Raw genomic sequence first — 25,233 nt, forward strand, 5'->3', positions numbered from 1 at the left:
ATTCAAGGTCCCTTGTTCGTCGAAAGCATCGGCGGCCCGGCGGACACGGCCGCAGCCATGCGGGCGGCCAGGCGGTGGTCCGCGGCTCCAGCCCGGTCCCCGCCGCCCGCAGCGCCCCCGTGCCGGGGCCGCGCCGAGGTGTGCACGGCATGGACTCCCGCTTCAAGGAGCGACGGTACCAGCGCCAGGGTGACACCCCCGCCTGCCATGATCTGCACCGATGGCGCACTCCGGCGTCCCTGCTCCACTATCCTGCCCAGCATCTCCAAGCCCGCGGCGCAGTCGGGGGCGCCCCCACTGGTGAGGACCCGGTCCACCCCTGCGTGCTCCAGCCGGGAGAGCGCCTCGGCCGGGTCGACGCCGGCCGCCAAGGCTGCGTCGAACGCGCGGTGGAACGTGACTTCGGCGTCCGGCTTCACGGCCCGCGCCGCCGCCACGATGCGGCGGATCGCCGGGATATCCGGGCTGCCGTCGGGGGACAGGACACCCACCACCACGCCCGCAGCTCCGGCTGCCAAAGCGGCGGTGGCATCGCGTTCAATGACATCCAGCTCGTCCGGCGCATAAGTGAAGTTGCCGGGCCGCGGCCGCACCAGGACATGGACGGGAAGGCCCAGGCGGCACGCCTGCCCGATGGTGCCGATGCTCGGCGTGATGCCTTCTGTCTCCGCCAGGGCGGCGCACAGTTCAACGCGGGCCGCGCCCACGGCGGCGGCCAGCCGCACGCCGTCGGCATGCTCCACCGCCAACTCCAGCTGCGGCACGGTTCCGGCCACGGGCACCCGCCTGAAGCTCAGAGTCCCTGCCATGCCGGCTTCCGGCCGAAGGTGTCCTGGTAATACTCGCGGTGGGCGAGCCGTGAAGCCGCGGCCTCGTCCACCAGCACCGACACGTGCGGGTGCAGCTGGAGGGCCGACGCCGGGCAGATGGCCGCGACCGGACCTTCGACGGCGGCCGCCACAGCCTCTGCCTTGGCGTCGCCCATTGCCAGCAGCAGCAGGTGCCGGGCCTCCCGGATGGTGCCCAGGCCTTGGGTCAGCACATGGTCCGGCACGTCATCCGGTGCGTCAAAGAAGCGGGCGTTGTCCAGGCGGGTCTGCCGGGTGAGCGTCTTGATCCGCGTGCGGGAGGCGAGCGAGGACATGGGTTCATTGAAGCCCACATGGCCATCCGTCCCGATGCCCAGGATCTGGATATCCAGCCCTCCGGCAGCGGCAATCCTGGCCTCGTACGCGGATGCCTCCGCCTGCGGATCCCGGGCCAGGCCGTCCAGCCCGTGGACCGCTCCGGCGCCGAAGTCCACGCTTGCCGTGAATTCGTCCCGGATGACCGAATGGTAGGACTGCGGATGCCCCGCAGGCAGGCCCACGTACTCGTCCAGCAGGAAGGCCTGGGCCGAGGCGAAGCTCAGCCCGCCATTCCGGTGCCGCTCGATGAGTTCCCGGTACGTGCCCAGGGGAGTGGAGCCCGTGGCCAGTCCAAGGACGGACGGGCCCCGGCGGACCTGTTCCTCGATGGCATCCGCGGCCGTGCGGGCCACGTCGTCAGGGGTGGGAAGAATGATGATTTCCATGCGGTCTGATGCTTTCGGCTGGAGGTTGCTGTTGTTGGAGGGGCTACTTTGCGGCTTCGGTTTCCACCGTCACCTCGTCGTCTTCGCGGCCGGGCGTGCGCAGGTTCCAGCGCTTGATGACGAAGGAGAAGAGGAAGTAGTAGATGGCCGCGTAGCCAAGGCCGATCGGGATCAGCATCCACGCGTTCTGTGCTTTGCCGAAGTTGAGGACGAAGTCGATCAGGCCGGCGGAGAACGTGAAGCCGTCGTGGATGCCCAGCGCGTTCACCAGGGCCATGGAGGTTCCGGTCAGGGCTGCGTGGACGATGTAGAGCGGGAAAGCGACGAACATGAAGGAGTACTCGAGCGGTTCGGTGATGCCGGTGAAGAACGCCGTGAGCGCGGTGGAGAGCATGATGCCGCCCACGATCTTCTTCTGTGAGGGCTTGGCGTGGCGCCAGATGGCCAGGGCTGCGGCGGGCAGGCCAAACATCATGATGGGGAAGAACCCGGTCATGAACGTGCCCGCAGTGGGGTCGCCGGCGAAGAAGCGGTTGAGGTCTCCGCGGACCAGGTGGCCGGAAGCGTCGGTGTAGTCGCCAATGAGGAACCAGACGCCGGAGTTCAGGATGTGGTGGAGCCCGGCCGGGATGAGCATGCGGTTGGCGAAGCCGTAGACTCCGCCGCCGAGCACCGCGTTGCCCGCCACGGCCTGGCCCACTGCGGAAAGGCCAGCGTTGAAGAGCGGGTACAGGAGGGCCAGGACGACGCCGGCCACCAGGCTGGTGACAGACGTGAGGATGGGCACCAGGCGGCGGCCGCTGAAGAAGCCAAGGAAGTCAGGCAGCTTGGTGCGGTAGAACCGCTGCCACAATCCGGCGGATAGGAGGCCCACCACGATTCCGGCGAGGACGCCGTAGTTGATCATGGCCGGCTTCCCCGCGGGGTCCAGTTGCCCGTCCAGGACCAGGGGGGACATCGCCTTGAAGACGCCGTCGATCACCATGTAGCCCACCACCGCTGCGAGAGCTGTGGAGCCGTCTGCCTTCTTGGCCCAGCCGACGGCGATGCCGACGGCGAAGATGAGCGGCAGCCAGGTGAAGACGGCGTTGCCTGCGGCGGAGATGACGGACGCGCCGCCTTCGAAGCCGGGAATGGCACCGAGCAGGTCGGCCTGGCCGATGCGCAGCAGGATACCGGCGGCGGGAAGTACTGCGATGGGGAGCATGAGGCAGCGGCCCAGCCGCTGGAGGGTGGCGAAGGCCCTGTTTGGCTTTTTCTCGGGCGCCAGGGCGGTGGTCTCGGATGTTGACATGGTTGCACCTCTGCGGGGTTCGGGTGGGGGCTTGTGAAGAAACGGTTCCAGCCGGTACTGTCTGGTTATGACCAGTTCAGTGTGATTCATCCCACGGTCCGGTGTCAAGGAAGGAATTTCCCCTCCGTGACGGGCCGCCCGTGGCAAAAGAAGCCATCATTGGTCGTACCGGGGCCGCCGGCTCCGGTGTTGGAAGATGTGCTCCGCGCGGGCACCGTCAGAAAGGGCAGCCATGTCCAAAGCAGAAAAAATCATCGAAGGCCTGGGCGGAGCCGCCAACATCCTGGAAGTGGAAGCGTGCATCACGCGGCTGCGCACTGAGGTCAAGGACTCCTCACTGGTCAACGAGGCATCCCTCAAGGCGGCAGGAGCCCACGGCGTCCTGGCCGCCGGCACCGCCGTGCAGGTAATTGTCGGCCCCGAGGCGGACACGCTCGCCGAAGACATCGAGGACCTCCTCTAGTGGCGCAGTCCTTGCCGGTCCATGCTCCGATCGGCGGCTCAGTTGTGCCGTTGGCCGATGTGCCGGATCCCGTATTCGCTGGTCAGATGGTGGGTTCCGGTGCGGCGGTGGAGCCGCCGGCCGGGGTGGCGTTCGACGTCGTGTCCCCCGTTGCGGGGAAAGTGGTGAAGATGCTGCCGCACGCCTTCGTGGTGGTGGAGTCGTCCGGCCGGGGCGTGCTGACGCACGTGGGCATCGACACCGTCAAGCTCAAGGGCGAAGGCTTCAAATTGCTGGTCGCCCAAGGGGACGTGGTCGAAGCCGGCGAGCCGGTCATGCACGTGGATCCCACCGCAGCCCTGGCCGCCGGCTACTCAATGGTGAGCCCCGTCGTCGTACTGGATACCAAGCCGGACACCGCAACCCTGGTGGAGGCCGTGACAGTAACCGCTGGCGAACTGCTGTTTACGCTCGGCTGAGCCGCTTTACAGGCGCACTTCCATGGTGAGCGAATAGCGGTCCGAACGGTACCAGGAGCGCGAATGCTCGATGGCCAGGGTGCCTGAATAGGACACTCGGTCAAACGCAAGCACCGGCGCGCCCGTTCCCGTCCCGAGGAGCGCCCCGACGTCGGCCGGGGCGCCCTCGGACCTGACGCTTTGGCGTGCCCGGTCGATCTGGTGGCCGAACTGCGCAGCCAGGGCTTTGTAGACGGACCCGGTGAGGTCGATGCCCAGAAGCCCGGGCGCATGCTGGGGGTTGTACCAGGCGTCGTCCACGCTCACCGGCCGCCCGTCCGCCAGGCGGAGTCGCTTCAGGTGGAATGCCTCCGCGCCCGGGGGGAGACTGAGTGCGGTTGCCGTGTCTTCGGGGGCTGCGACCTGTTCGGCCACCAGCACCACCGTGCTGGGGACGTGGCCCATCGCCTCCATCTCCTGCGTGAACGAGGCAAGGTGCAGCGTGGACTGGACGGGGGAGTCCGCCACGAACGTCCCCTTGGCCGGAACCCGCACCAGGTGCCCTTCGTTGACCAGGCGGCCGATCGCGGCGCGCACGGTGATACGGCTGACGCCGTACGAATCCATGAGCGTCCGTTCGCTGGGAAGCCGGGCGCCGGGCTCCAATTCCTCCTTGGCAAGCTTGAGGATAATGAGCCGGAGTTGCTCATGCTTGGGGACCTGCGAGTTGTTGATGGGCGCGTTGGCCGCCTGCGCCGTGCTGCCTGGTGTGGCGGACATCCAGCCCCTCCTTAGTCTGGAGCGGTCCGGTTAGGACCACTTCCTCGGATTATTCCACACCAAATCCATGGTTACTTTCTGCCGGCGGTGGGAACCTCTAAAGTACCGGTAGTAAGCATGCTGTCTAGTTTGGAGGGTGACCTGATGCGAAGAGTTTCTGCGCTTGGAGTTGCAGCTGCGGTGATGCTGGCGTTGGCCGGCTGCTCGGGAGGAGGAAGCGGTACTGCCAGCCCGTCGGGCACGGCAGGCACATCCGCTTCTGCCAGTAAGACTGCCGACGCCAAGGTGTATTCCGAGGATGAGCTGCGCAACCTCATCTCCGGCATGAAGGACGACGACGGTAATGAACTCAAGCTGTACTCCAAGGACCAGGTGGCCCAAGGCAGCAACATTGCCAACCTGTTGATGAGCACGGCCACCATTGATCCCAAGGACTGCAAGGACATCGCAACCGCCGGCCTGCTGGATAAGGTGGAGAACGGTGATGTCGCCGTCGCGCTTTCTGAAGGAAACCAGCCGCGTACGCTGTCCGCCCAGTCCGGCAGCGACGGTCCGGACGCCGTCAAGACCCTGAACGACATCAGCGGCAAGATGGGCCAGTGCGCCAAGTTCTCCGTGACGGCCCTTGGGCAGAAGTATGACGTCTCCAGCCAGGAACTCCAGGCGAAGACCGATGCTGACAAGACCTTCGCCACCGTCAGCTCCCGCAGCGGCGATAACCAGCAGAAGCTGATGCAGGTTTCCGCCGCCCAGGGGCGCCTGCTGGTGGTTGCCACCAAGAGCGGCACCGACCTGGGCGACAAGGACCAGAAGGAACTGGAGGGCCTCATCAACAACGTCCTGAAGAAGGCTGAGGGTGGCGCAACGTCAAGCCCCAGCTCCACCAGCTCGTCCGGTTCGGCAAGCACGTCGCCGAGCAGCTCGGCGTCCTCGACTACCTCAGCCACCTCTTCGGCGACCATGTCCTCGGGCAGCGGCGCCACGTCGTCGGCCTCCCCGACTTCATCCCGGTAGCCGCAGCACGGCATGGAAGAGGGTGCCGGCCGGGACCTAAAGCCCCGGCCGGCACCCTCATCTTTGCCCGTTTACTTCGCCTTGCCGCCCAGCCGGACGCTGTCGCCGGTGTCGAGGGGAAGCTCGGTGACCACGTTGCGGGTGGGTGCGCCGCGGAACTTCGGCGAGGGATCCTGGCCTTGGGTCAGGCGCTGCAGCTCCTGGCCCTCAAAATCCTCCTCCTTGCCGAGCAGGATTGCGGAGTCATGGTTGGTGATTTCACCCTTGAACGCCCTCAGCATGACGCTGTGGTCGAACTGGCCTTCCCACTTGGACACCACGAAGGTGGCGACGCAGTTACCCAGCAGGTTGACCACCACGCGCATCGAATCCATGAGCCGGTCCGCGCCGAGGAGCAGTGCGACGCCGGCCACCGGGAAGATCCCCAGTGCGGCTGCCGTTGCGGACAGGGCCAGGAATGACGACCCCGGAACCCCGGCCATGCCCTTGGAGGTCAGCAGCAGCACACCGAGGGCTGCCAGTTGTTGGCCGAGGTCAAGGTGGTGGCCGAAGGCCTGGGCAAGGAACAGCAGCGAGATCGAGAGGTAGATCGCCGCGCCGTCCAGGTTGAAGGAGTATCCGGTGGGGACCACCAGGCCGGTGGTGGCGCGGGAGCATCCGGCGTTGGTCAGTTTGGTCATGATCCTGGGCATCACCGCTTCGGTGGATGCGGTGCCCAGGGCCAGGAGGAATTCCTCCCGGGTGTACTTGAGGAAGTGCCAGAGCGGCACGCGGGCAAAGCCCCAGGCCACGATGAACAGCAGGCCGATAAAGACCAGCGCCGCGCCGTAGCAGGCCGCGATCAGGACCGCGTACGTGCTCAGCGTATCCAGCCCGTACTGGCCGATGATGAACGCCATGGCACCGAACGCACCAAGCGGAGCCACCTTCATGATCCAGGCCATGATCTTGAAGATCAGTTCCAGGACCGTTTCCATCAGGTTGATCACCGGCATGCACCGCTCGCGGCCGATCACGACGATCGCCGCTCCGAAGAAGACGGAGAAGAAGAGCACCTGCAGCAGGCTGTTGCTGGCGAATGCGCCGATGACGCTGGCCGGGATGATGTCGAGAATGAAGGATGCGGCGTCCTTGGGTGCCGCGGAACCGGTCTTGGCGTCCAGGTCTGCCTGGGAAAGGGTGGCCGGATCAATATTCAGGCCGGAGCCCGGCTGGACGATGTTGCCGACGATCAACCCGAAGACGAGGGCGAACAATGTTGCCCCGGTGAAGTACAGCAGGGCCTTGACGCCAACCCTTCCGACTGCCTTGACGTCGCCTACGGCCGAAATTCCGGTGACGATCACCAGGAAGATCAGCGGCGCGATGATCATCTTGATGAGTTTGATGAAGCCATCTCCGAGCGGCCTCAGTTGGGATCCGAGGTCCGGCCAGAAATGCCCGATGAGGACACCTGCCACGACGGCGATCAGAATCTGGAAGAAGAGCGACTTGTACAGCGGCTTCCTCTTCGCGGGCACCGAACTCGCCTTCAGTGCCTCAGGGTTAGGGATCTTCATTGACCTTTGCCTATCGATTGGGAACAGCCCGTTTCCGGGGCTCATTTCCAAAGTAATCCCGGTCACACTATTCCGCAAGAGGAAAATCAAATTCCACAATACGGAACCTAAATATGGCTTTGTGACTGAGGGGAGCGCGACGCGCGAAGCCAACTGGGCTGCCAGTTCACAGGCCGGGGAACGGCTGGGACTCGATGCAGGCAGCCGGTGGCATATGCCCTACATGATGCCGGTAGGTACCAGCAGAGCCCATGCCAGCGCCGGCGCCACCAGCACCACACCGCCCGCATAGAACATCAGCTGCTTGTAGACCCGCTGGCGGTCGTCGTCGCGGGCATTGGCCACCACCAGCGCGCCGTCGGTGGAGAAGGGGGAGACGTCGACGACGGTGGCCGCGATGGCCAGCGCGGCAACGGTTCCGGAGGCGCTGAGCGAGCTCGTGGCAAGCAGCGGGCCGGCCATCGGGATGAAGGCGGTCAGCAAAGCCGTGGAGGACGCGAAGGCGGAGCCTACGCCGATCACGTAGCACAGGACGAGAGCGATCAGCAGCGGCGCACCCAGTACCAGCGCCTGCCCGGCGAGGGTGTCGATGACACCCACGCGCTGCAGCAGGGACACATACGTGATCATGCCGGCCACCAGCAGGACGGTGGACCAGGAGATACCACCGATGAAGGTCTTGTGTTCCCTGATGTTGACGAAGGCCAGCAGCAGGCCGGCGGCGAGTGCAACGAAGCCGATGGGCATGTGGAACCCGAGGGTGCACAACAGCATCACTGCGATCAGGGCCAGTGTCAGGACCTGCTGGCCGTGGGGGCGCCCGGAGGCGGAGTCGAAGTCCAGGTTCCTGCCGCCCGCGCCGTCACGCAGCTTGCCGATCAAGGCGAACAGGATGATGGTCAGCACCGAGAGAAGCAGGTTCAGCGCGAAGCTGGCCAGGAACAGGGCCGCCTGGGAGACCGGGAAGCCGTATTTCAGGGCGATGTCATGGACCAGGACGCCGGCCACGGACAGCGGGGAGAACCCGCCGGCGTGGGCGCCGTTGACGATGAAAGCACCCATGACCACCGGGTGGATGCGGGATTCGTAGGCAAATCCGATGGCGGCCGGTGCCAGCAGCGCGATGGCGGCGGGGGAGAATGTGCCCAGTGAGGTGAGGGCGGCGGCGATCAGGAAGAACACCCAGGGCAGCAGCAGAGTCTTGCCGCGGACCAGGCGCACGCAGGTCTTGACGATGATCTCGATCGTGCCGTTCCGCTGGGCCATGCTGAAGAAATACGTGACGCCGATAATAGTCAGGACAATCGTGGCCGGGAACGCATCAAGGATCTGCTTGTCCGACATGCCGAGCATGAAGTAACCGACGCCGAAGGACGCCACGAGTCCCATCACGCCGATGTTCAGCGGCCATCTGGTGGCGACAACGAACATCACCACTAGGATCACCAGCGGGATGATCTGGACTGCAGTCATGGTCGGCTCCGGGGTCGGGGTGTCCGGCTGGTTGGACATGCCCCCGAAAACGAGGGCAGCACACCCAGGATGGCCATGCCGGCCATCGTCCACAGCAGGATACGACGCCGGGCGGACCCGGGCCCGAAGGACTTCAAGGAATTCATCGACTACGCAATCCCAGGCCGTAGGCTGGAATCCGGTCCGGGGTGTTGCCCCCGGCCGGGCTCAGCAGATCCCAGGTGAAAGGCAGGACCATGACCGTTTCCAGGGACGATCCCCGGAACACCGCAGACCTCCGCGGGCCGGGAGACCCGGACGAGGCTAACGAAGAAGCTGCAAAGGCGCCCCAGTCCGGACAGCACCCGGAGCAACCCGGCGCCGCGAACATCCGTGAGGAGCAGCAGGCCCAGGCCGCCGGGACCGTGCCGGCGTCCTACCTGGGCGGCGCAGCAGCGTCCCGGGAGCACAAGCCGGAGGAAGCCCTGGAAGAGCCGGGCACCTGGGACGACGAAGTCCAGGCATGATTACCCGGAACGATATTGATCAGGCGGCGCGCCGGACAGCAGGGCTCATCCGGAAGACCCCCGTGATGGCGGCCGACAGGGATCCATCCACGGGCCAGGTCTGGTTCAAATGCGAATACATGCAGCACACGGGCACCTTTAAGGCCCGGGGAGCCCTCAACCGGATCCTGGCCAGCAAGGAGCGCGGGGAGCTGCGCGCGGACGTCGGAGTGGTGGTTGCCTCCGGCGGCAACGCCGGACTCGCCAACGCCTACGCCGCCGCCCACCTCGGGGTGCCTGCCACGGTGTTTGTTCCGGAAGCCGCGCCCGCCATCAAAGTCCGCAAACTCAAGGCCATCGGGGCCACCGTGGTCCAAGGCGGTTCGGAGTACGCCGCGGCCTACCAGGCCGCGGTGGCGCACGCGAAACAAACCGGCGCGGTCTACTGCCACGCCTATGACCAGGCCGAAATCGCCGCCGGTGCCGGCACCGTGGGCTCCGAGTTGCTGGAACAGCTGCCGGACGTGGATACCATCCTGGTGGCCGTGGGCGGCGGGGGACTGATGGCTGGAGTGGCAGCCGCCGTCGAAGGCTACGCCAAAGTGGTGGCCGTGGAACCAGCAACCGCGCCCACCCTGCACGCTGCCCTGGCGGCGGGCGAGCCGGTGGACGTGGCGGTATCCGGCATCGCGGCAGACTCCCTGGGCGCCCGGCGGATAGGTGATATCGGCCTCTCCGTGGCGCTCCGCTGCGGCGTCGAAAGTGTCCTGGTCTCCGATGAACAGATTGTTGCCGCGCGCTCGGCGCTGTGGAATGACTACCGGATGGTGGTGGAGCACGGTGCGGCAGCTGCCTTTGCCGCGCTGGCTGCCGGCGCCTATGTGCCCCGGGAGGACGAACGCGTTGCCGTGATCCTGTGCGGCGCCAATACGGACCCGGCAACGCTCTGAAGGATCACCGGCCGCCCGGAGGGGCGGCCGGTCCCTTCGCCGGGTTGCCTAGCCGCCGGCCTGGCCGCAGAACTTGCTGTAGGTGCTGCCGGCTTCCTGGTAGCCGGACTGGAGATCGGCGAGCTTGTCCTTGTCCGGGTTCTCCTTGGCCTGCTCGTCCGTGTACGCAAGGATCGACGCCAGGGCAGGCTTGAGATCGTCCGAGGCAACCGCGTGGATGGGGCGGATCTGGTTGGCGAGGTTGTTCATGCCCGTCTTGCCGGCGTTGTTGGCGGGGTTCGACACAACGGCCTGGATCCGCTCACAGGTTTCAGCGGTGGTCAGTTGGTGTGAGGCGGAGCAGGCCGTAGCGGAGGCAACGAGGCCGGCGGCAAACAGGGCTGTGGCGAATTTCTTCATGGGTCCCTCGGTAGTGGTCAGAGGTTTCGATTGTAAGCAGATTAGGTACCCCCGTGCCTTCGCGGCGGCTTTCATTGCTGCTCCCCTCATCCCTTTCGGCCCGGCAGCGGGCCTCATCGAGGACCCGGCACCCGCCGCTGAACACTCAACCGGCCGGCAGGAGGACCTGCCGGCCAGTGTGCGTTGAACCCTTTGCCGCCTGGTCAGACAGTCCGCGTGGCCTTGGCGAGGTTGTCTTTCAACTCAGCTGCCGTCTGCCGCTTCACGTAGGCGGGGCGGTCCCGCTCCACGCGCCAGCTCTCGGCCAGCGGACCCACGTCCACGGTGTCGAAACCGAATTCGTCGTACAGGCGCGTGACCAGTTGGGCGGCCTCCGGGTAGTCGCTGGCGGTGGCGAGGGCACGCCGGTTCTCCGTGCCTGCCGGAGTTCCGTCGGAGGCGATGTCCTTGGCCATGATGTGGTTGAAGCCCTTGGCCACCTTGGACTCGGGCAGGTGCTCCTGGAGCAGCCCCGAAGTGGTGGATTCGCCGTTGTCCAGGGCGGGAATCCTGCCGTCCCGCTCCCAGTAGTAGTTGTTCGTGTCGATGACAATCTTGCCGGCCAGAGGCTCCGCCGGGATGTCCTTGTAGTTCTTCAGCGGCACCGTGACCACTGCGAAGTCGCCGACGGCTGCGGCTTCGGCTGACGTGGCCGCCCGCGCCTTGGGTCCCAACTCAGCCACCAGGCCCTGAAGGGTTTCCGGGCCCCTGGAATTGCTGATGACGACGTCATAGCCAAGTTCCACGGCCTTCCGTGCAACCTGGCTGCCAATATGTCCTGCACCGATGATTCCGATTGTTGTCATACGGGCGGCAACACCAGGCCGCGCCAGGATATTTCGGGGCCGTACCAGCGCGGGTCAGTTCTGGTCGTTCCTGGTATGTTGCGCAGCACGCTCCACGATTTCCTGCGCAATCGCGTAGACCTTCTTGTTCAGCGCCTGGCTTTGCTGGCTGATCAGCTCATAGGCCTCGTCCGCGGTGACGCCGGTGCGGCCCATCAGGATGCCTTTCGCCTGTTCAATAACCGCCCGGTTGCGGGCCGAGGCGGCGACAGCCTCCGTGGCCAACTGGTGCCGGTCCGTGTGGATGGATTGGGTCAGGTCCACCACGACGCCCCAGACGCCCACTGGTGCACCGCCTTCGAGGATGAAGTCAGCCGAAAACAGCAGTTTGTGCTGCCGGTCCTTTCGATCCCGGATGGACACGTAGATGGAGGACGGCCCACCCGACGTGGCCACGCGGTCCCAGAACGCCTGTACGGTGGGCCTGTCATCCGGTTCGATGTGGGCGAGGGCCATGTCCATCGAGGGGATGACGTCGCCACGCTCATAGCCGTAGATGCGGTAGAGGTCGTCCGACCAGCGGAAGATGCCGTCCGAGAAGAAATATTCCACCAGCCCGGTGGGGCAATCGAGGTAGGCGGGGCTGAGATTCTCCGCTGTTGCCGGTACTGAAGAGATGCTGTTGGAAGTCACAGTGGAGCCGTTCGACGTGCTGTATCCGGGCTCCCCCTGGCCCGGGAATTTAAGTGAAAAGAATATAGCAGTTCACGTTTCCGGGATGGGCCAGCAGGAAACTGTGCCCTAGCTTCCTTGGTACCGGCCGGGCCGATGGTTCAGGGCCAACACCAGGTTCAGCAGCGTGGCGCCAATCGCGGACAGCACCACCATCAGCGGCGGAACGAGGACGAGCGATGCCAGGACGATGGCCACATCCAGCACCATCTGGACGTAGCCGGCGCGCCATTTCAGCTTCTCCTGCAGGAGCAGGGCAAGGATGTTGAACCCGCCCAGGCTGGATTTGTGCCGGAACAGGATCAGCAGCCCGACGCCGGCGAGCAGATTTCCGCCCGGAACGCCATACACCGGGTCGAGATGCAGTGATCCGAATGCGGCAGGGTGCACGCCGGCCAGCACCGAGACCAGTGCGATGGCGGCCCCGGTGCGAAGGGCGAAATCCCAGCCTTTCTTCCAGACTGCCAAGGCGAAGAACGGCAGGTTGACGGCGAAGAAGATGACGCCGAACGGCAACGGCACGGTGTAGCTGAGCAGCAGCGCCAGGCCCGCGGTTCCGCCCGTTACCGCCCCGCTCGACTTCAGCAGGAACAGCCCCAGCGAGGCCGCGAAGGTGCCGGTCAGGATGCCCAGGACATCCTCAACCACGGAGTGGCGGACGGCCGACGACGGCGCCGGCGGTGCCGCCGTCGGCCCCTGCACGCGCGTGGGTGCGTCAGTACTGGTTGCGTCGGCAGGAGATTCTGCGGGGGCACTCACTGGGCAGTACCCGCCTGAGGCAGGAACCCGCCGCGGTTGGCCAGCACGGCAAGCACCCTGTCGTTCGTGGCCGGGTCCGCCAGCGTGATCCTGACGCCGTCCGCGGCGTAGCCGCGGGCCAGGATGTCGGCCTCCCCGAGAGCCGTGAGGAGCTGTTCGCGAAGCTCGTCGGATGCACGGAGCCAGTAGAAGTTCGCCTGGCTGTCCGCTACGTCCCAGCCATGGCCGCGGAGGGCGTCGATGACCCGGCTGCGTTCCGCCGCCACGGCCTCCGTCCGCCGGAGGATTTCGTCCCCGGCCGCGAGCGAGGCAACCGCGGCGGCCTGCGCCATCCTGTTCACGCCGAACGGCACGGCGGTGCGCCGGAGGCCCTCGGCGATCTGCGGCCGGGCGATCGCGTAGCCGATCCGCAGGCCGGCGAGTCCGTAGGCCTTGGAGAAAGTGCGCAGGATGCAGAGGTTGGGGTACCGGCGGTAAAAATCCAGGGCATCAACGCCGGGTCCGCGCTGGAACTCGATGTAGGCCTCATCCAGCACCACCAGCACGCGCGGGGGCACGGACTGGAGGAACTCCTCCAGCTCGCCGGCGCTGATGGAAACGCCGGTGGGGTTGTTGGGCGAACAGAGGATCACCAGCCGGGTGCGGTCCGTGATGGCCGCCGCCATGGCGGGAAGGTCGTGCTGCTCATTGGCCAGGAGCGGCACGGGAACCGAAACGGCGCCGGCCACCGCAACCAGGATGGGGTAGGCCTCGAAGGACCGCCACGCGAACACCACTTCATCGCCGTGGCCGCACACGGCCGAAATGATCTGCTGCAGCACGCCGGAGCTCCCCGGCCCGGCGGCGATTTCCTCGGGCGCGACACCGAAATGCCGGGCGATGGCTTCCCGGGCCTCCGGTGCACCCATGCCCGGGTACCGGTGGATCCTGCCGGCTTCCGCCGAGATCGCATCAACTACCGACGGCAGGGGGGCGAAGTGGCTCTCATTGGCCGCCAGCGCGGCGGTCAGGTCAGTCTGCGCGCCCCTTCCTGCCACGTAGGCGGGGAGCTGGGCGACGGCGGCGCGGAGTTCCGGTACGGCGGTTGCGGGAAGGCTGGTGGTCATGGACAGCATGGTGGGCCAGGATAGGACGTCTGCGCAACACAGCCGTCTCCTATAGGACAGATCCAGCCGTTGCGTACCAAGGAAGTGGCAAAATGCTCACTATGCACCACATTGATGCCCTGGACGCCGAGATCCTGCTCACACTCGACCAGGACCCCCAGGCTACGGTCCTCTCGCTGTCCCGGACGTTGGGCGTGGCCCGCAATACTGTCCACGCCAGGCTGCGGCGGCTGGTGAACGACGGCAGCCTGGCTCCCTTCAGCCAGCGGGTGCGTACCGCGGCCCTGGGCCTGCCGCTTATTGCCTTCATCTCGATTTCGATCAGCCAGTCCTCCAGCGACGAGGCCGTGGCGGCACTGCAGACCATCCCGGAGATCATCGAAATGCACGCCACCACCGGGGACGCGGACCTGCTCGCCAAAGTGGCCGCGAAGGATCCGGCCGATCTCCACCGGATCACCAACGCGATGCTGGCGATTGACGGCGTCGTCCGCACCAGCACTGCGATGTCCCTGGTGGAAGTCATGCCCACCCGGACGCTGCCCCTGCTGCAGGCGGCTGCCCGGAAATAGCGGGGCCGCCGTCAGGCGAGCTGGTCCAGGGCGTCGATGAGTGCGTCCACGAAGGCGGTCAGGATGGCCGGTTTGGGTGCGGCCGGCCGCCCCGACCATCGGCGGGGCGGCAATCTCTTTACGTGCTCGGCCGTGGATGCATGATTCGCATCTGGTCCCAGGTCCTTTCCGAGGCCGCAATGCTTCGAGTGGACCGTTCACGGTCCAGGGAGGCGAGTTCAACGGCCACCGCCTGGACTGCGGCGACGGCGCCTGTGAGGGAGGGGAAAAAGCCTGCGCTTTCGGCCGGTACCACGATCTTGTGGATGGCGTGCGCCGCAACCGGCGAACTCGCGGTGTCGGTGATGGCGACGATCCGGGCCCCCAGCTGGTGGGCGATGTCCACGGCGCGGACCGTGCTGTCGTAGACCCTCCAGAGGCTGATGGCAATGACCAGGTCGTCCGGCGTCAGGCGCGCGACGGCGTTGGTCAACGCTGCCACATCGGCATCCAGCAGCCGGACGTCATAGCCGGCGATGATGGCGTTGTGCTCCAGCGCCTTGCCCGGAATGGCGTAGCTGCCGGCCGCGATGATCAGGGTCTGCCGTGCACCCGCGATGGCTTCGGCCACCGCATGGACCTCGCCGGGGTCCACCGTCCGCTCCAAATGGGCAAGGTTGGACCGGTCCGTGGTCAGGGAGGCCTGGGCCGGGCTGCTTACGTGGCCGTTGTGTTGTGCAGCGATTTCCACGGCACTCAGGGAAGCGAGGAACCGCGAGCGAAGCTCGAACTGGAACTCCGCCCAGCCCTTGAAGCCCAGCGTCTGGGCGGTCCGGGTCACCGTTGAGGCGTTCGACGACGCCGCTGCGGCTATGTCGCTGACCGAACCATAGGATGCCAGCCGCGGCTGGGAGCGAAGGACACCCAGCACCTGCAATTGCCGGGTGGCGAGCTTGCGCCCCTGGGCCTGGCCATCGAGCCATTCGGTCAAGGTGGCGCTGTTAACTTCTTGTTTCACCTATTGACCTCCGCAAGTGATGCACGTAACTTCAATCTATGCACGGATCTGTGCAAATCCTAAAAACTGTACAACTTGGCCCACTCTGGCAGGAATCCCAATGTCTCTAACAGCACGCCTGGACCGGCTCCCACTCAGTCGTCCACACTACAAGCTTCTCCTTATCGGAGGGCTCGGCTACTCCTTTGACGGCATGGACGGCGCCGTGGTGGCCTTCCTGCTCCCGCGCATCCAGGAGATCTGGGGCCTGAGCACCGCAAGCCTTGGCCTGGTCGGCTCCGCCGCTCCGCTGGGCTTCTTCTTCGGTGCCATCCTGTCCGGCTGGCTGGGTGACCGGTTCGGCCGGAAGAAGGTCATGCTGTGGGCGCTGGCCTTCTACTGCGCCATGTCCGTGGTGGCCGCACTGGCCCCGAACTTCGAAGTCTTCCTGGTGGCCCGGGTCCTGGCGGGACTCGGCGCGGGCGCGGAGAGCGTCATCATCGCGCCGTTCCTCTCGGAGTTCATTCCGCCCAAGCGGCGCGGCTGGTTCATCGGCACGCTGGCCGGGTTCTTCTCGTTCGGTTTCGTGGCCGCCGCGCTCATCGGGCGGTTTGTGGTTCCCCTGGGTGACGACGGATGGCGGTGGGCCCAGGTCATTACCGCGGTTCCCATCCTCCTGCTTCTGTGGTGGCGCCGCAGCCTTCCTGAATCGCCCCGCTTCCTCATGAGCCAAGGCCGGGCGGCGGAGGCTGAACGGGTGGTGGAAGGCTTCGAGCAAAAGGTGCTCCGCGCTACCGGCAAAGAGCTTCCGGCGGTGCAAGCAGGCGGGGAAGACATCGTCAAGCACGGGCAGAAGATCAGCATCTGGAATGCCCTGAAAGTCATGTGGTCTCCCGCCCTGCGCAGGAGGACAGCGGTGATCTGGCTGATCTGGTTCGTGATCACCTTCTCCTACTACGGCTTCTTTTCCTGGATCCCCACCCTGCTGGTGGGACGCGGAATTACGGTCACCAAGAGCTTCGAATACTCCATCATCATTTACCTGGCACAGATCCCCGGCTACTTCTCTGCGGCCTGGCTGTGCGACCGGATCGACCGCAAGAACACGATCGCCCTGTACTTGGCGGGCTCGGCCCTCAGCGCATTTTGGCTGAGCCAGTCCAGCGATTCCGGGATGATCCTGGTGGCCGCGGCTACCCTGTCCTTCTTCCTCAACGGCACCTACGCCGGGGTCTACGCCTACACCCCGGAACTGTTCCCCACGTGGATGCGGGCCACGGGCGTCGGACTGGCAAGTGCGGTAGGACGTGTTGGCAGCATCCTGGCCCCGTCCATCATCGGCGTGTTCGCCGCAACGCTCGGCTTCGGCGGCGTCTTCACCATGACCACGGTGGTCCTGGCCGTGGGCGTGATCGGCGTCGTCATATTCGGAACGTCAACGGCGGGTAAATCGCTGGAAGACATCAATGCCCGCACCGAGCCCGAGCAGGCAGCAATGTCGGGAGGCGGAAAATGACGGAGCAGGACCCAAGCACAGCATTCCAGGACATCTTCGACCACCTCCGCCGCGACCCGGGTGTCATCCTGTTCACCGCGCTGCGCTGGCTGCCCGGATCCTCCGTGCTCCGGCGCGTGTTCACCAGCCACCCCGTCCAGTACCCGCTGGGTGCCGAAAAGTCGGTGGAAATCTCCGAAGGCTGGCTGGACACCGTCATCGCGAAGCAGCAGCCGTTCCTCGCCCCCGACGCCGCCGCCCTCGCCGAGGTATTCACCGACGTCGCCCTGATCCAGTCCCTGGGCTGCGGCGCAGTGATCAACATCCCGGTAACAACCCACGGCACCGTGGTGGGCGTCCTGGCATTGCTCGACGCCGAAGGAAAATACACCCGCCGCAGCCTCGACGCGGTGTCCGTGGCAGTATCCGCTGCATCCGGAACCCTTGCCCCAGCCTTTATCAACTCAGACCAAACCACCCCGACAGGAAAGGACACAGTCCTCCCGTGACCTCCTTCATTGAACCGCTCGTCATCAGGAACGCCAACGTCCTTGATGTCCACGCGGGCACCTTCTCGCTGACCGACGTCGTGACCGCTGACGGAAAGATCCGCAGCGTTGAGCCAAGCGCGAATGCGCCGGAAAATGCGCGCGTCATTGATGGCACGGGCAAGTACGTCATCCCCGGCCTCATCGACGCCCACGTCCACGTGGTGGCCTCCAGCGCGGACTTCCGGTCCCTGACCTGGACACCCGCCTCCTACGTGTACGCGCAGACCGCGAGGATCATGCAGGGTATGCTGCGCCGCGGCTTCACCACCGTGCGCGATCTCTCAGGTGCCGACTTTGGCCTCGCGAGGGCCCAGGCCGAGGGCCTCCTGGAAGGGCCAAAGCTGCACTTTTGCGGACGCGCCCTCAGCCAGACGGGCGGCCACGGCGACATGCGGCTGCCCGGCGAAGACCACGAGCCCAACGGCCGGGGGTGCTGTGGCATCGGGCGGGTGGCCGACGGGGTGGACGCCGTGCGTGCCGCCGCCCGCGACGAGCTCCGCAAGGGGGCCCACCACATCAAGATCATGGCATCCGGAGGCGTGTCCTCCCCGACGGACCGGATCGACTCCACCCAGTATTCGCTGGAAGAGATGCGGGCCGCCGTGGAAGAAGCCGAAGCGGCCAACCGGTACGTGGCAGCCCACGCCTACACTGCCCGGGCCATCAACCGCGCCCTCGAATCGGGGGTCAGGTCCATTGAACACGGCAACCTCCTTGACGAGGAGAGCCTGCGCCTCTTCCTGGAGAAGGATGCCTTCCTGGTGCCCACCCTGGTGACTTACTGGGCGCTGAAGGAGGAAGGCAAGGAATTCGGCTTGACCGATGAGATGTGGGCCAAAGTGGATTCTGTCCTGAGCAGCGGACTTGAGGCCATCGCACGGGCCCACGAGGCCGGAGTGAAGATGGTTTACGGCTCGGACCTCCTCGGCGGCATGCACCGGCACCAGAACGAGCAGTTCCGGTTGCTGGGCAAAGTGCAGCCGGCCATCGACGCCATCCGGTCCGCCACCGCCACGGCCGCCGAACTGCTTGGGCGGGCGGGCGAACTGGGAGTCATCGCCCCCGGAGCGGACGCGGACATGCTGGTGCTCTCGGCGGACCCGGTGGAGGACGTCGCAGTGCTGGCCGATATTGCCGACCACCTGGTGCACGTGGTCCAGGACGGCGCAATTATCGTGTGAGGCGCTGCCTGGAAGGGACAGCACAGCGCCGCCCGCCTTGGGGGAAGACGGGCGGCGCTGTGCTGCAGTGCGGCGTTGTTAACCAGGACGGACTAGTGCTGACCGAGGTTGCCGTTGACCGGCGGCAGGCCGCCGTCGTTGCGCCGCAAATCGGTGCCGTCCTGGTCGCGCTCGGCCGCGCTCAGGTTCTCGCCTTCCAGCGTCTCGTCGGACTCGCCGGTGGTGTCCACGAGGCCGTTGGTCTGGTCGAAGGCATGCCCGATCCTGTCATCACCGAGGTCGGCGACTGAACCGGTGGAGCCGGCCGCCGCCGTCGTGCCCGCTGCGTGGACGCCGATGCCTGCATCCGCCGAACCGGTGGTGGAGCCTGCGGTGAGTGGCTCGGCGGGAACAACCGGCTCCGCAGGGGCCACGGGGGTGGTCCCAGTGACGGTTACGTCGCGGGCCTCGGTTTCGTCCTTGTTGCCGCTTGCGGCCACCGCCGCTGCCGCACCGGCCGCAGCCGCGATGCCCGCGCCGGCGGCCACCTTGCCGGAGATGCCAGCCTTGCCGGAATCGCCGCGTGAGGCGCCGGCATGCTCAACGCCGGGCGTGCCCACCGCCGAGCCGGCATTGACCGATCCCCGCCAGGCGCCGCTGGCGTAGCCTTCGTCTTCGATAAATTCCTTGAACTTCTTCAGGTCCGACTCCGCCTGGCGGTCCACGACATGGAGCTTGTCGCCCAGCTTTTCCACCAGGCCTTCGGGCTCGTATTCCAGGCTCAGCTGGATGGAGGTCTGGCCGCCCCCAACGTCCTCGAATTCCACCACGCCGGCGTTGGTGGCGCCTTCAGTAGCCGCCCAGGCCACCCGGCGGTCGGGTACCTGTTCCAGGATCTTCGCTTCCCACTGCCTGCGGACGCCGCCGATTTCAGCCACCCACTCCAGCCGGTCGTCGCTGAGCTGGGTCACGCTCTTGACGCCGCCCATGAAGTGCGGGAAGTCCTCGAACTGGGTCCACTGGTTGTAAGCGGTGCTCACCGGTACGTTCACCAGAATGCGTTTTTCCACCTTCGTGCTCATAACGTCTCCTTCGCTGTGTCACCGGGAACTGATGAGGATGGAAATCATCAGCATGCTTACCAAAATACTCTGTGGAAGGTCCGGTTTCCAGAGCGGTCGGCGACAAAAAGGCTGGCCTGGGGGCCGCGGCAGGCGAACTCGCCGCGGCCGGGAATTGTCAGTCCAGGTAGGTGCCCACCAGCGCCAGGTTCTGGATGACCGCCAGCCCGAACTGCGCCGTGTCATTGGTGGAGACCGTGGGTGCCTCGTCCACCGGCAGCAGCACGTGGGGTGGTTCGATCCTGCGCAGCGTGAAGGCGGATCCGTGGTTCAGGTGCTCGCCGCCCTCGGTGAAGCTGTCCCAGGCCCGGGCTGCGAGGTCAGGATCCTGCAACCTTGCCGCGGCGTACGCCGTCAGCCGGCTGTGCGCCTGCGTGAGGTAGACGCCCTCGAGCGGCTGGCCCACTGCCGCCACCTGCTCCTCCTTGGTGGCCAGGAACAGGCGGCAGTACTGCAGCCAGGCCCGCTCGAAGTCCGCATCCGGTACCAGGTCCACCAGTTCGCTGCAGATCTCCACCAGCCCGAAGACGGCACTGAGGTGTGAGACCTGGATCTGCTCGCGGCCGGTGTCGAACCGGCCCTTGTCCAGGTCGTACAGGGCTTCGCCGGTGAGGAAACCGAACTTCAGTGCGCCGATGTCCGCCATGGTGCCCAGCAGCCGGTCCCGGGACCGCGGGTTGCCGGTTCGTTCCCAGTCGGTGAGCCAGGTGGCGGCCAGGGAGCCCCAGTCCGTCCCAAGCCCCACGCCCAGGGCGCCGCGGTTGGGCCGGTAGGTGGCAGCATCCGGGCGGACCTTGCGGACCGGATCCAGGCCCAGGAAGTTCCGGTCGCTGTCCACCAGTTCGCTGAGCAGGTCTCCGGTGCGCTCATCCGCGGTGAGATAGTAGTAGAAGCGGCGGTAGGCAGGGGTGCTGATCCGCAGCTGCTTGGCGCTGCAGCCCCAGTGCTGGACGTTGTGCCGGGAACCCAGGCCCTTCCACGGCCCCAGGTGGTACACGTCCACCTCGCCGGTATGCCGGGTCATGGCCTCGGCGAAGCGGAAAATGTCTGCCCGGCCCGAGCGCAGGTAGGAGTACCACAGCCACAGGTCGGGGGAGAGCTCGGAGTTGTCCCATGCGTAGCCGCCCACGTCATAGCGCCACACGTGCCGGTCGAAGTCGTACGTGTGCATCACGTCGCCGTAGTTCCAGAACCCGTACCAGCGGCGCTGCTCCACCTGGCCGGCGTAGAAGTCGAAGAGGAAGTCCAGCTGATCCTCCAGCCCGGCACGCGCCGGAGTGCTCCGGTCCACGGGGTCCCAGTCGCCAAAGACGCCCATCGAGTGCAGGTATTCCGGCGTGGCCTGCAGGAGCGCCGGGGCGGACGCCGCGGCGGCGTCGGCCGCGAGGCTCTCCGTGGAAGGGGTGCTCTCATAGGCAAACAGGGTCAACTCGTGGGTGCGGGCAATTCCGGTGGGGTTGCCGAAGCCGGGTTCGTAGTCCTCATAGGTGATCTCCAGTCCCTCGAGCTGCTCCTCGAACGTGTCCTGGCCCAGTCCGTCGTGGTAGAACCGCAGGTCCATGGGCTGGGCTTCCGGGGAAAACAGCCATGCCGTCAGGGTTGCCCCGCCGCCGGCTGCGCCGCGGACATCCAGCTGGCCCGGGTGGGACTGCCAGAAGTCCTTGATCCCGACGCCCAGGCCGCCGCGGGTATCGCTGAGGGAGCAGAAGCCTGCCGAGCGGGTGCCGCCGGAGATGCCCACCCAGCCGTGGCCGGCGGCAGTCCGTTTCCGCAGTTCGAAGCCGTCTGCACTGAGTTGGGTAAGGGTGTAGTCGCCCCAGCTGGGGATGAGGTGCAGCCGGCCGGAGACCTCGGGGTTCCAGGCCTCTGCCGGTGGAGTGGCGCGGCCGGCGATCTGCGCGTCCCGTACTTCCGCGCCCGGGTCCCGGCGCAGCCCGGTCAGGCCGCGCACCGCCTCGGTGAGGAACCCGCCGTCGGCCCCGGCGATCCGGACGTGCCGGTCATGCAGTTCGGCCTCCAGCGGCACGCTGAACCGGACGCCGAGCCCGGCCAGGAAGTCACGCTCCGGGTCACCGTCCCAGATGAAGGAGTGGACCATGCGCACGCTGCGGGCGTTGGCGTGGAAGTAGAAACGCACCACGAAGGGCAGCCAACCCCGGTGGGCGTTGTCCGGCAGGTCGGGGTGGTGGCGCCCTTCCAGCCGCACCACCGCGCGCACGGGCCCGGCTTGTTCAAGGACGACGGCGGTCACCTCGCCGGTGAAGGCCTCCCGGCCGGCGGTTCCGGCACCTTCGGGAACGCCGTCCTGCAGCAGGCTGACCAGCCGTGCGTCGCGGGCAACGGGCCGGCCGTCCCGGGACAGGCTGCTGAACAGGGTGGATCCGCGGCGGTTGATCATCATCCGCAAAACACCGGTATCAACTGTCAGGGCGTCGGCATCCTCGGTGACCGTGACGGCCGAACCGCCCGGCGTCGGCCGGCCGGCTGCGGCGGCTGCGCCGGCTGCGCCGGCGTCGGCCTCCACCTGGTAGGTGCCCGACGGCGTGTCGGTTGCCGGGAGGGCGATGCCCGCCCATTTCAAGGAGCCGTCCGGCCAGGTGGCCAAGGGCCATGCCTGGCTGGGGAGGGGAGTGCCGGTGGCGTCCGCCACCGTAAGGGCGTCCGCGCCGGGCACTGAGCCGCGGGCAAACGGCATGCCCCACGTTGTTCCGCCACTGATTTCTGCCGGGGCCTGGCCATCGATCCACCTGATGAGGGTGCTGTCCGTCATGTCATCCGATTCCACTGGTGATTGCAGCGCGTTTGGGTCCCGCCGAAATGCGGGAAAGCGCTTTCTCGATCAGGACTACAACGTAGTAGACGATGGGGCGGGGCGCAAGGGGTATTCGCCGGCCGGAACGACCGCACGGCCGGACGCGGGCATGTTCGATGAGTATGCGGCGTTTGCCGCCAGGGTTCTGGCTGCCAATGCGCGGGCCATATCGGCGGCCTGGAACCTGACGATGCCAAGCTCTCAGGCTGACCGTTCTCCCCGGGTGGGAATACGGATGGCCGCCGTCCCAGCGACGCCGGCCATCCGAGCCTGTTAGTCCAGCGGAAGGGTTACCGTCACGCTGGTGCCGCGGCCCGGTGCGGAGGTGATCTCCACTGCGCCGCCGGCTTCCTGCACGGCCACCGTCATGAGCCGCAGCCCGTACCCGTGGTGCCGCCCGCACGTGGCGGCGTCGCTGTCAAAGCCCGTGCCGTCGTCGGCCACCACCAGGCGGATCCCGTGATCAACGGCCAGCAGTTGCACGGTAACCATGGATGCGCCGGAGAATTTGAAAGCGTTGCTGAGCGCCTCACGCGCCGACTGGTACAGCAGGGAGGCGCAGTCCGCCGGGATCTCAATGCCCCAGTGTGGAGTATCCCAGTGGACCGCGGTTCCGTGCTGGCGAAGGGGTGCCGTGAGCCGGTCGATGCAACCGGCCAGCCCCAAGGTGTGGAAGTCCAGCGGCTGAAGGTCGGTCAGCACGCCTCCCACGGTTGTGACTTCGTTCTCCAAGGTTGTCTTGGTGCCCATGACTTCCTGCTCCCCAAGCTGGTTTTGTCTGATACCCCCAGCGTGGACCTGAAACGTCTAGGGGGCGCAAGATTTGCCTCAAGATCAGATCAATTATGTGCGCGGCGCACGGCGGGAAGAGGGTGGGTGCTGTGGGTGGCAAGTTCGCGGGGCAAAATCAGACGAAGGACGTCCCATCTCCTGTACACTGAGGAAAGACGAGAGGCCGCCGCCGGGTGCGGTCGAAGGAGATGACGTGACAGTAGCATCCACAGCGGTACCGCCGGCAAGGTTCAGCGCACAAATCCGGTCCCACGCCCTCCAGACCAGAATCATGGAACTTATCCTGGAACGCGGCCTGGATGTTGGCGATGCGCTGCCCACCGAGAGTGAACTGTCCGCAGAGCTGGGCGTCGGGCGGAACACCGTCCGGGAATCCCTCAAGGTCCTCCAAGCGCTCGGCGTCATCGAAATCCGCCATGGCTTCGGCATGTTCGTGGCACCCAACAACTTCAGCGCCCTGGTATCGGGCCTGACCTTCCGCGGCCGGCTGTCCCTCCGGCACAAGGGCGAAGAAGCCATGGAGCTTATCGACGTGCGGCAGGCCCTGGAGTCCGGGCTGATTGGTTCGGCCATCGACCTGCTGACGGAAGAGCACCTGGCAGACCTGAGGTCCTCGATGGAGGCCATGCAGGCCGCCGCAGCCCAGGGGGAACCGCTGGCCGAGCATGATGCGGAGTTCCACCGGAAGCTGTACGCCCCGCTGAACAACGAGCTCCTCATCAACCTCATGGATGTGTTCTGGCAGGTCTACCGCCAGATCCATGAGGCGCTGGGATCGGGTCCGGTCAACCTGGAGGAGCAGGTGCGGATCCACTGGGACATCTACGAGGCCGTGGCCGGCAGGGACAAGACGCTCGCCGCCGAGCGCCTGCAGCGCCACTTTGACGGTATCCGCCAGAAGCTCAAGGACGTGGCATCCGCCTAGGGGCCGCACCCGCGTCCACTACGCCTTCCGGCACGGACGGCTCCATTCCGCCGCAGCCCGGCTGCCGCATGCCCTGCTGCCGTCCTTCCTCACGAGAGAGTCCCCCCTTGGAAATCTTTGTTGTCCCCGATGCCGCAGCCACCGGTGCGGTCGCGGCCGGAATCCTCGCCGCCGTCGTCCGGTCCAAGCCGGACTCTGTCCTCGGCGTGGCGACCGGCGGATCACCGCTTCCTGTCTACGCAGCCCTCTCCGGGCACCGGCTTGACATGTCCGCAGTGCGCGCATTCGCCCTGGACGAGTACGTCGGGCTGCCTGCCGGGCACCCGCAGAGCTACGGCGAGGTGGTGCGGCGGGAGGTGACCGAACGGCTGGGAATGGATCCGGCGCTCGTTCGGGTACCCGCAGGCAACGCGGCAGACCCCCGGCAGGCAGCCGACGACTACGACGCAGCCATTCGCGCTGCCGGCGGGGTGGACGTGCAACTCCTGGGCATCGGGCACAACGGGCACATCGCCTTCAACGAACCCGGATCCGCCTTGGACTCCCGCACCCGGGTGGAAGTCCTGGCGGAACGCACCCGGGCGGCCAACGCCCGGTACTTCACGTCGGAAGCCGAGGTGCCGCGCCGGTGCATCACGCAGGGACTCGGGACCATCCTGGAGGCCCGGCACCTGCTCCTGGTGGTGGCCGGTGCGGACAAGGCCGGCATCCTGGCCCGCGCCCTGCGCGGCGAGGTCTCTGTGGATTGCCCGGCCTCCGTGCTGCAGCTGCACCCGCACGTGACGGTGGTGGCCGACGAAGCCGCCGCCGCACGGCTGGCGCCCGAAAGCGGCCAGGTCACCGTGCGTGTGGCCGGAGAGGCTGTTGGCGTCTAGGGGCGTCCACGAGCGTCCAGGCCGCCTGAGCGCCCCCGCAAAATCCTGCTCCACAAGCCGCCCACCGCACCGACACGAAAGCAAAGCAGATTGGGCGCCGCCCGCA

Annotated in this window: 26 protein-coding genes; 11 read left to right on the plus strand and 15 right to left on the minus strand. The window is 66.4% G+C overall.

The features are described 5' to 3' along the window. Positions 1 to 2 precede the first annotated feature (2 nt). The 3 genes from AB4Y79_RS14005 to AB4Y79_RS14015 are packed head-to-tail and all read right to left on the minus strand — an operon-like array spanning position 3 to position 2,867. Positions 3 to 809, minus strand: coding sequence for a copper homeostasis protein CutC (locus tag AB4Y79_RS14005; RefSeq protein WP_441862876.1), 807 nt, complete (start codon positions 807 to 809; stop codon positions 3 to 5). Further along, complete coding sequence (gene nagB, locus AB4Y79_RS14010; protein WP_441862878.1) at positions 794 to 1,573, minus strand: glucosamine-6-phosphate deaminase; 780 nt, start codon at positions 1,571 to 1,573, stop codon at positions 794 to 796. Before nagB ends, AB4Y79_RS14005 begins: the two co-directional genes overlap by 16 nt. 43 nt (positions 1,574 to 1,616) lie before the next feature. Continuing rightward, on the minus strand, positions 1,617 to 2,867 hold the full coding sequence (locus AB4Y79_RS14015) for a PTS transporter subunit EIIC (protein WP_441862881.1): 1,251 nt from the start codon (positions 2,865 to 2,867) through the stop codon (positions 1,617 to 1,619). Positions 2,868 to 3,099: 232 nt separating this feature from the next. On the opposite strand from AB4Y79_RS14015, the gene AB4Y79_RS14020 reads away from it, so the two are divergent. Then, on the plus strand, positions 3,100 to 3,330 hold the full coding sequence (locus tag AB4Y79_RS14020; RefSeq protein ID WP_441862883.1) for a glucose PTS transporter subunit EIIB: 231 nt from the start codon (positions 3,100 to 3,102) through the stop codon (positions 3,328 to 3,330). Then, entirely contained in the window at positions 3,330 to 3,788 is a 459-nt protein-coding gene (locus tag AB4Y79_RS14025) for a PTS sugar transporter subunit IIA (RefSeq protein WP_441862886.1), read from the plus strand. The genes AB4Y79_RS14020 and AB4Y79_RS14025 overlap by 1 nt, the downstream gene beginning before the upstream one ends. A 6-nt stretch (positions 3,789 to 3,794) precedes the next feature. Here AB4Y79_RS14025 and AB4Y79_RS14030 read toward each other — a convergent pair whose 3' ends face one another. After that, complete coding sequence (locus AB4Y79_RS14030) at positions 3,795 to 4,547, minus strand: GntR family transcriptional regulator (RefSeq protein ID WP_441862889.1); 753 nt, start codon at positions 4,545 to 4,547, stop codon at positions 3,795 to 3,797. A gap of 144 nt (positions 4,548 to 4,691) precedes the next feature. Here AB4Y79_RS14030 and AB4Y79_RS14035 point away from each other — a divergent pair, with 144 nt between their 5' ends. Continuing rightward, a complete protein-coding gene (locus AB4Y79_RS14035; RefSeq protein ID WP_441862892.1) occupies positions 4,692 to 5,561 on the plus strand; it encodes a hypothetical protein in 870 nt (289 codons plus the stop codon). A gap of 71 nt (positions 5,562 to 5,632) precedes the next feature. Here the strand turns inward: AB4Y79_RS14035 and AB4Y79_RS14040 are convergent, their stop codons facing one another. Next, a complete protein-coding gene (locus tag AB4Y79_RS14040; protein ID WP_441862894.1) occupies positions 5,633 to 7,120 on the minus strand; it encodes a cation:dicarboxylate symporter family transporter in 1,488 nt (495 codons plus the stop codon). A 219-nt stretch (positions 7,121 to 7,339) separates the two neighbouring features. After that, the gene (locus tag AB4Y79_RS14045; RefSeq protein WP_441862897.1) at positions 7,340 to 8,593 is read right to left on the minus strand and encodes an SLC13 family permease; all 1,254 of its coding nucleotides are present in this window, start codon (positions 8,591 to 8,593) and stop codon (positions 7,340 to 7,342) included. A 236-nt stretch (positions 8,594 to 8,829) separates the two neighbouring features. Between AB4Y79_RS14045 and AB4Y79_RS14050 the strand changes: the two genes are divergently transcribed. Both AB4Y79_RS14050 and AB4Y79_RS14055 read left to right on the plus strand, forming a co-directional pair. Then, on the plus strand, positions 8,830 to 9,099 hold the full coding sequence (locus tag AB4Y79_RS14050) for a hypothetical protein (RefSeq protein ID WP_441862899.1): 270 nt from the start codon (positions 8,830 to 8,832) through the stop codon (positions 9,097 to 9,099). After that, positions 9,096 to 10,028, plus strand: coding sequence for a threonine/serine dehydratase (locus AB4Y79_RS14055; RefSeq protein ID WP_441862901.1), 933 nt, complete (start codon positions 9,096 to 9,098; stop codon positions 10,026 to 10,028). The genes AB4Y79_RS14050 and AB4Y79_RS14055 overlap by 4 nt, the downstream gene beginning before the upstream one ends. A gap of 48 nt (positions 10,029 to 10,076) precedes the next feature. On the opposite strand, the gene AB4Y79_RS14060 is transcribed toward AB4Y79_RS14055, so the two are convergent. The 5 genes from AB4Y79_RS14060 to hisC form a co-directional block, all read right to left on the minus strand. After that, the gene (locus AB4Y79_RS14060) at positions 10,077 to 10,427 is read right to left on the minus strand and encodes a hypothetical protein (protein ID WP_308929692.1); all 351 of its coding nucleotides are present in this window, start codon (positions 10,425 to 10,427) and stop codon (positions 10,077 to 10,079) included. A gap of 203 nt (positions 10,428 to 10,630) precedes the next feature. Then, positions 10,631 to 11,299 (minus strand): NADPH-dependent F420 reductase, encoded by a 669-nt coding sequence (locus AB4Y79_RS14065; RefSeq protein WP_441863233.1) that lies wholly within the window; start codon positions 11,297 to 11,299, stop codon positions 10,631 to 10,633. Between the two features lie 27 nt (positions 11,300 to 11,326). Continuing rightward, positions 11,327 to 11,944, minus strand: a complete 618-nt coding sequence (locus AB4Y79_RS14070) for an ANTAR domain-containing response regulator (RefSeq protein ID WP_441862904.1) — start codon at positions 11,942 to 11,944, stop codon at positions 11,327 to 11,329. A 108-nt stretch (positions 11,945 to 12,052) separates the two neighbouring features. Next, positions 12,053 to 12,685, minus strand: coding sequence for a YitT family protein (locus tag AB4Y79_RS14075; protein WP_441863235.1), 633 nt, complete (start codon positions 12,683 to 12,685; stop codon positions 12,053 to 12,055). A 53-nt stretch (positions 12,686 to 12,738) separates the two neighbouring features. Further along, a complete protein-coding gene (hisC, locus tag AB4Y79_RS14080) occupies positions 12,739 to 13,857 on the minus strand; it encodes a histidinol-phosphate transaminase (protein ID WP_441862906.1) in 1,119 nt (372 codons plus the stop codon). A gap of 83 nt (positions 13,858 to 13,940) precedes the next feature. Here hisC and AB4Y79_RS14085 point away from each other — a divergent pair, with 83 nt between their 5' ends. Further along, a complete protein-coding gene (locus AB4Y79_RS14085) occupies positions 13,941 to 14,420 on the plus strand; it encodes an Lrp/AsnC family transcriptional regulator (protein ID WP_308929697.1) in 480 nt (159 codons plus the stop codon). Positions 14,421 to 14,538: 118 nt separating this feature from the next. Here AB4Y79_RS14085 and AB4Y79_RS14090 read toward each other — a convergent pair whose 3' ends face one another. Then, a complete protein-coding gene (locus tag AB4Y79_RS14090; RefSeq protein WP_441862908.1) occupies positions 14,539 to 15,417 on the minus strand; it encodes a MurR/RpiR family transcriptional regulator in 879 nt (292 codons plus the stop codon). A gap of 100 nt (positions 15,418 to 15,517) precedes the next feature. Here AB4Y79_RS14090 and AB4Y79_RS14095 point away from each other — a divergent pair, with 100 nt between their 5' ends. The 3 genes from AB4Y79_RS14095 to AB4Y79_RS14105 are packed head-to-tail and all read left to right on the plus strand — an operon-like array spanning position 15,518 to position 18,623. Next, positions 15,518 to 16,912 (plus strand): MFS transporter, encoded by a 1,395-nt coding sequence (locus AB4Y79_RS14095; protein ID WP_441862910.1) that lies wholly within the window; start codon positions 15,518 to 15,520, stop codon positions 16,910 to 16,912. Beyond that, entirely contained in the window at positions 16,909 to 17,400 is a 492-nt protein-coding gene (locus tag AB4Y79_RS14100) for a GAF domain-containing protein (RefSeq protein WP_441862912.1), read from the plus strand. Before AB4Y79_RS14095 ends, AB4Y79_RS14100 begins: the two co-directional genes overlap by 4 nt. Then, positions 17,397 to 18,623 (plus strand): amidohydrolase family protein, encoded by a 1,227-nt coding sequence (locus tag AB4Y79_RS14105; protein WP_441862914.1) that lies wholly within the window; start codon positions 17,397 to 17,399, stop codon positions 18,621 to 18,623. The genes AB4Y79_RS14100 and AB4Y79_RS14105 overlap by 4 nt, the downstream gene beginning before the upstream one ends. Positions 18,624 to 18,715: 92 nt before the next feature. On the opposite strand, the gene AB4Y79_RS14110 is transcribed toward AB4Y79_RS14105, so the two are convergent. From AB4Y79_RS14110 to AB4Y79_RS14120, 3 genes are all read right to left on the minus strand, one after another. Next, positions 18,716 to 19,684: an SRPBCC family protein gene (locus AB4Y79_RS14110; RefSeq protein WP_441862916.1), complete on the minus strand. Its 969-nt coding sequence runs from the start codon at positions 19,682 to 19,684 to the stop codon at positions 18,716 to 18,718. A gap of 157 nt (positions 19,685 to 19,841) precedes the next feature. Further along, on the minus strand, positions 19,842 to 22,493 hold the full coding sequence (locus AB4Y79_RS14115; RefSeq protein WP_441862918.1) for an exo-rhamnogalacturonan lyase family protein: 2,652 nt from the start codon (positions 22,491 to 22,493) through the stop codon (positions 19,842 to 19,844). A gap of 315 nt (positions 22,494 to 22,808) precedes the next feature. Then, positions 22,809 to 23,285: a sensor histidine kinase gene (locus AB4Y79_RS14120; protein ID WP_441862921.1), complete on the minus strand. Its 477-nt coding sequence runs from the start codon at positions 23,283 to 23,285 to the stop codon at positions 22,809 to 22,811. A gap of 235 nt (positions 23,286 to 23,520) precedes the next feature. Between AB4Y79_RS14120 and AB4Y79_RS14125 the strand changes: the two genes are divergently transcribed. Further along, entirely contained in the window at positions 23,521 to 24,252 is a 732-nt protein-coding gene (locus AB4Y79_RS14125; RefSeq protein WP_441862923.1) for a FadR/GntR family transcriptional regulator, read from the plus strand. Positions 24,253 to 24,359: 107 nt separating this feature from the next. Next, on the plus strand, positions 24,360 to 25,127 hold the full coding sequence (locus AB4Y79_RS14130) for a glucosamine-6-phosphate deaminase (RefSeq protein WP_441862925.1): 768 nt from the start codon (positions 24,360 to 24,362) through the stop codon (positions 25,125 to 25,127). Positions 25,128 to 25,233 lie beyond the last annotated feature (106 nt).

Source organism: Pseudarthrobacter sp. YAF2, from assembly GCF_052113345.1.
In the GTDB taxonomy this organism is placed as follows: Bacteria; Actinomycetota; Actinomycetes; order Actinomycetales; family Micrococcaceae; genus Arthrobacter.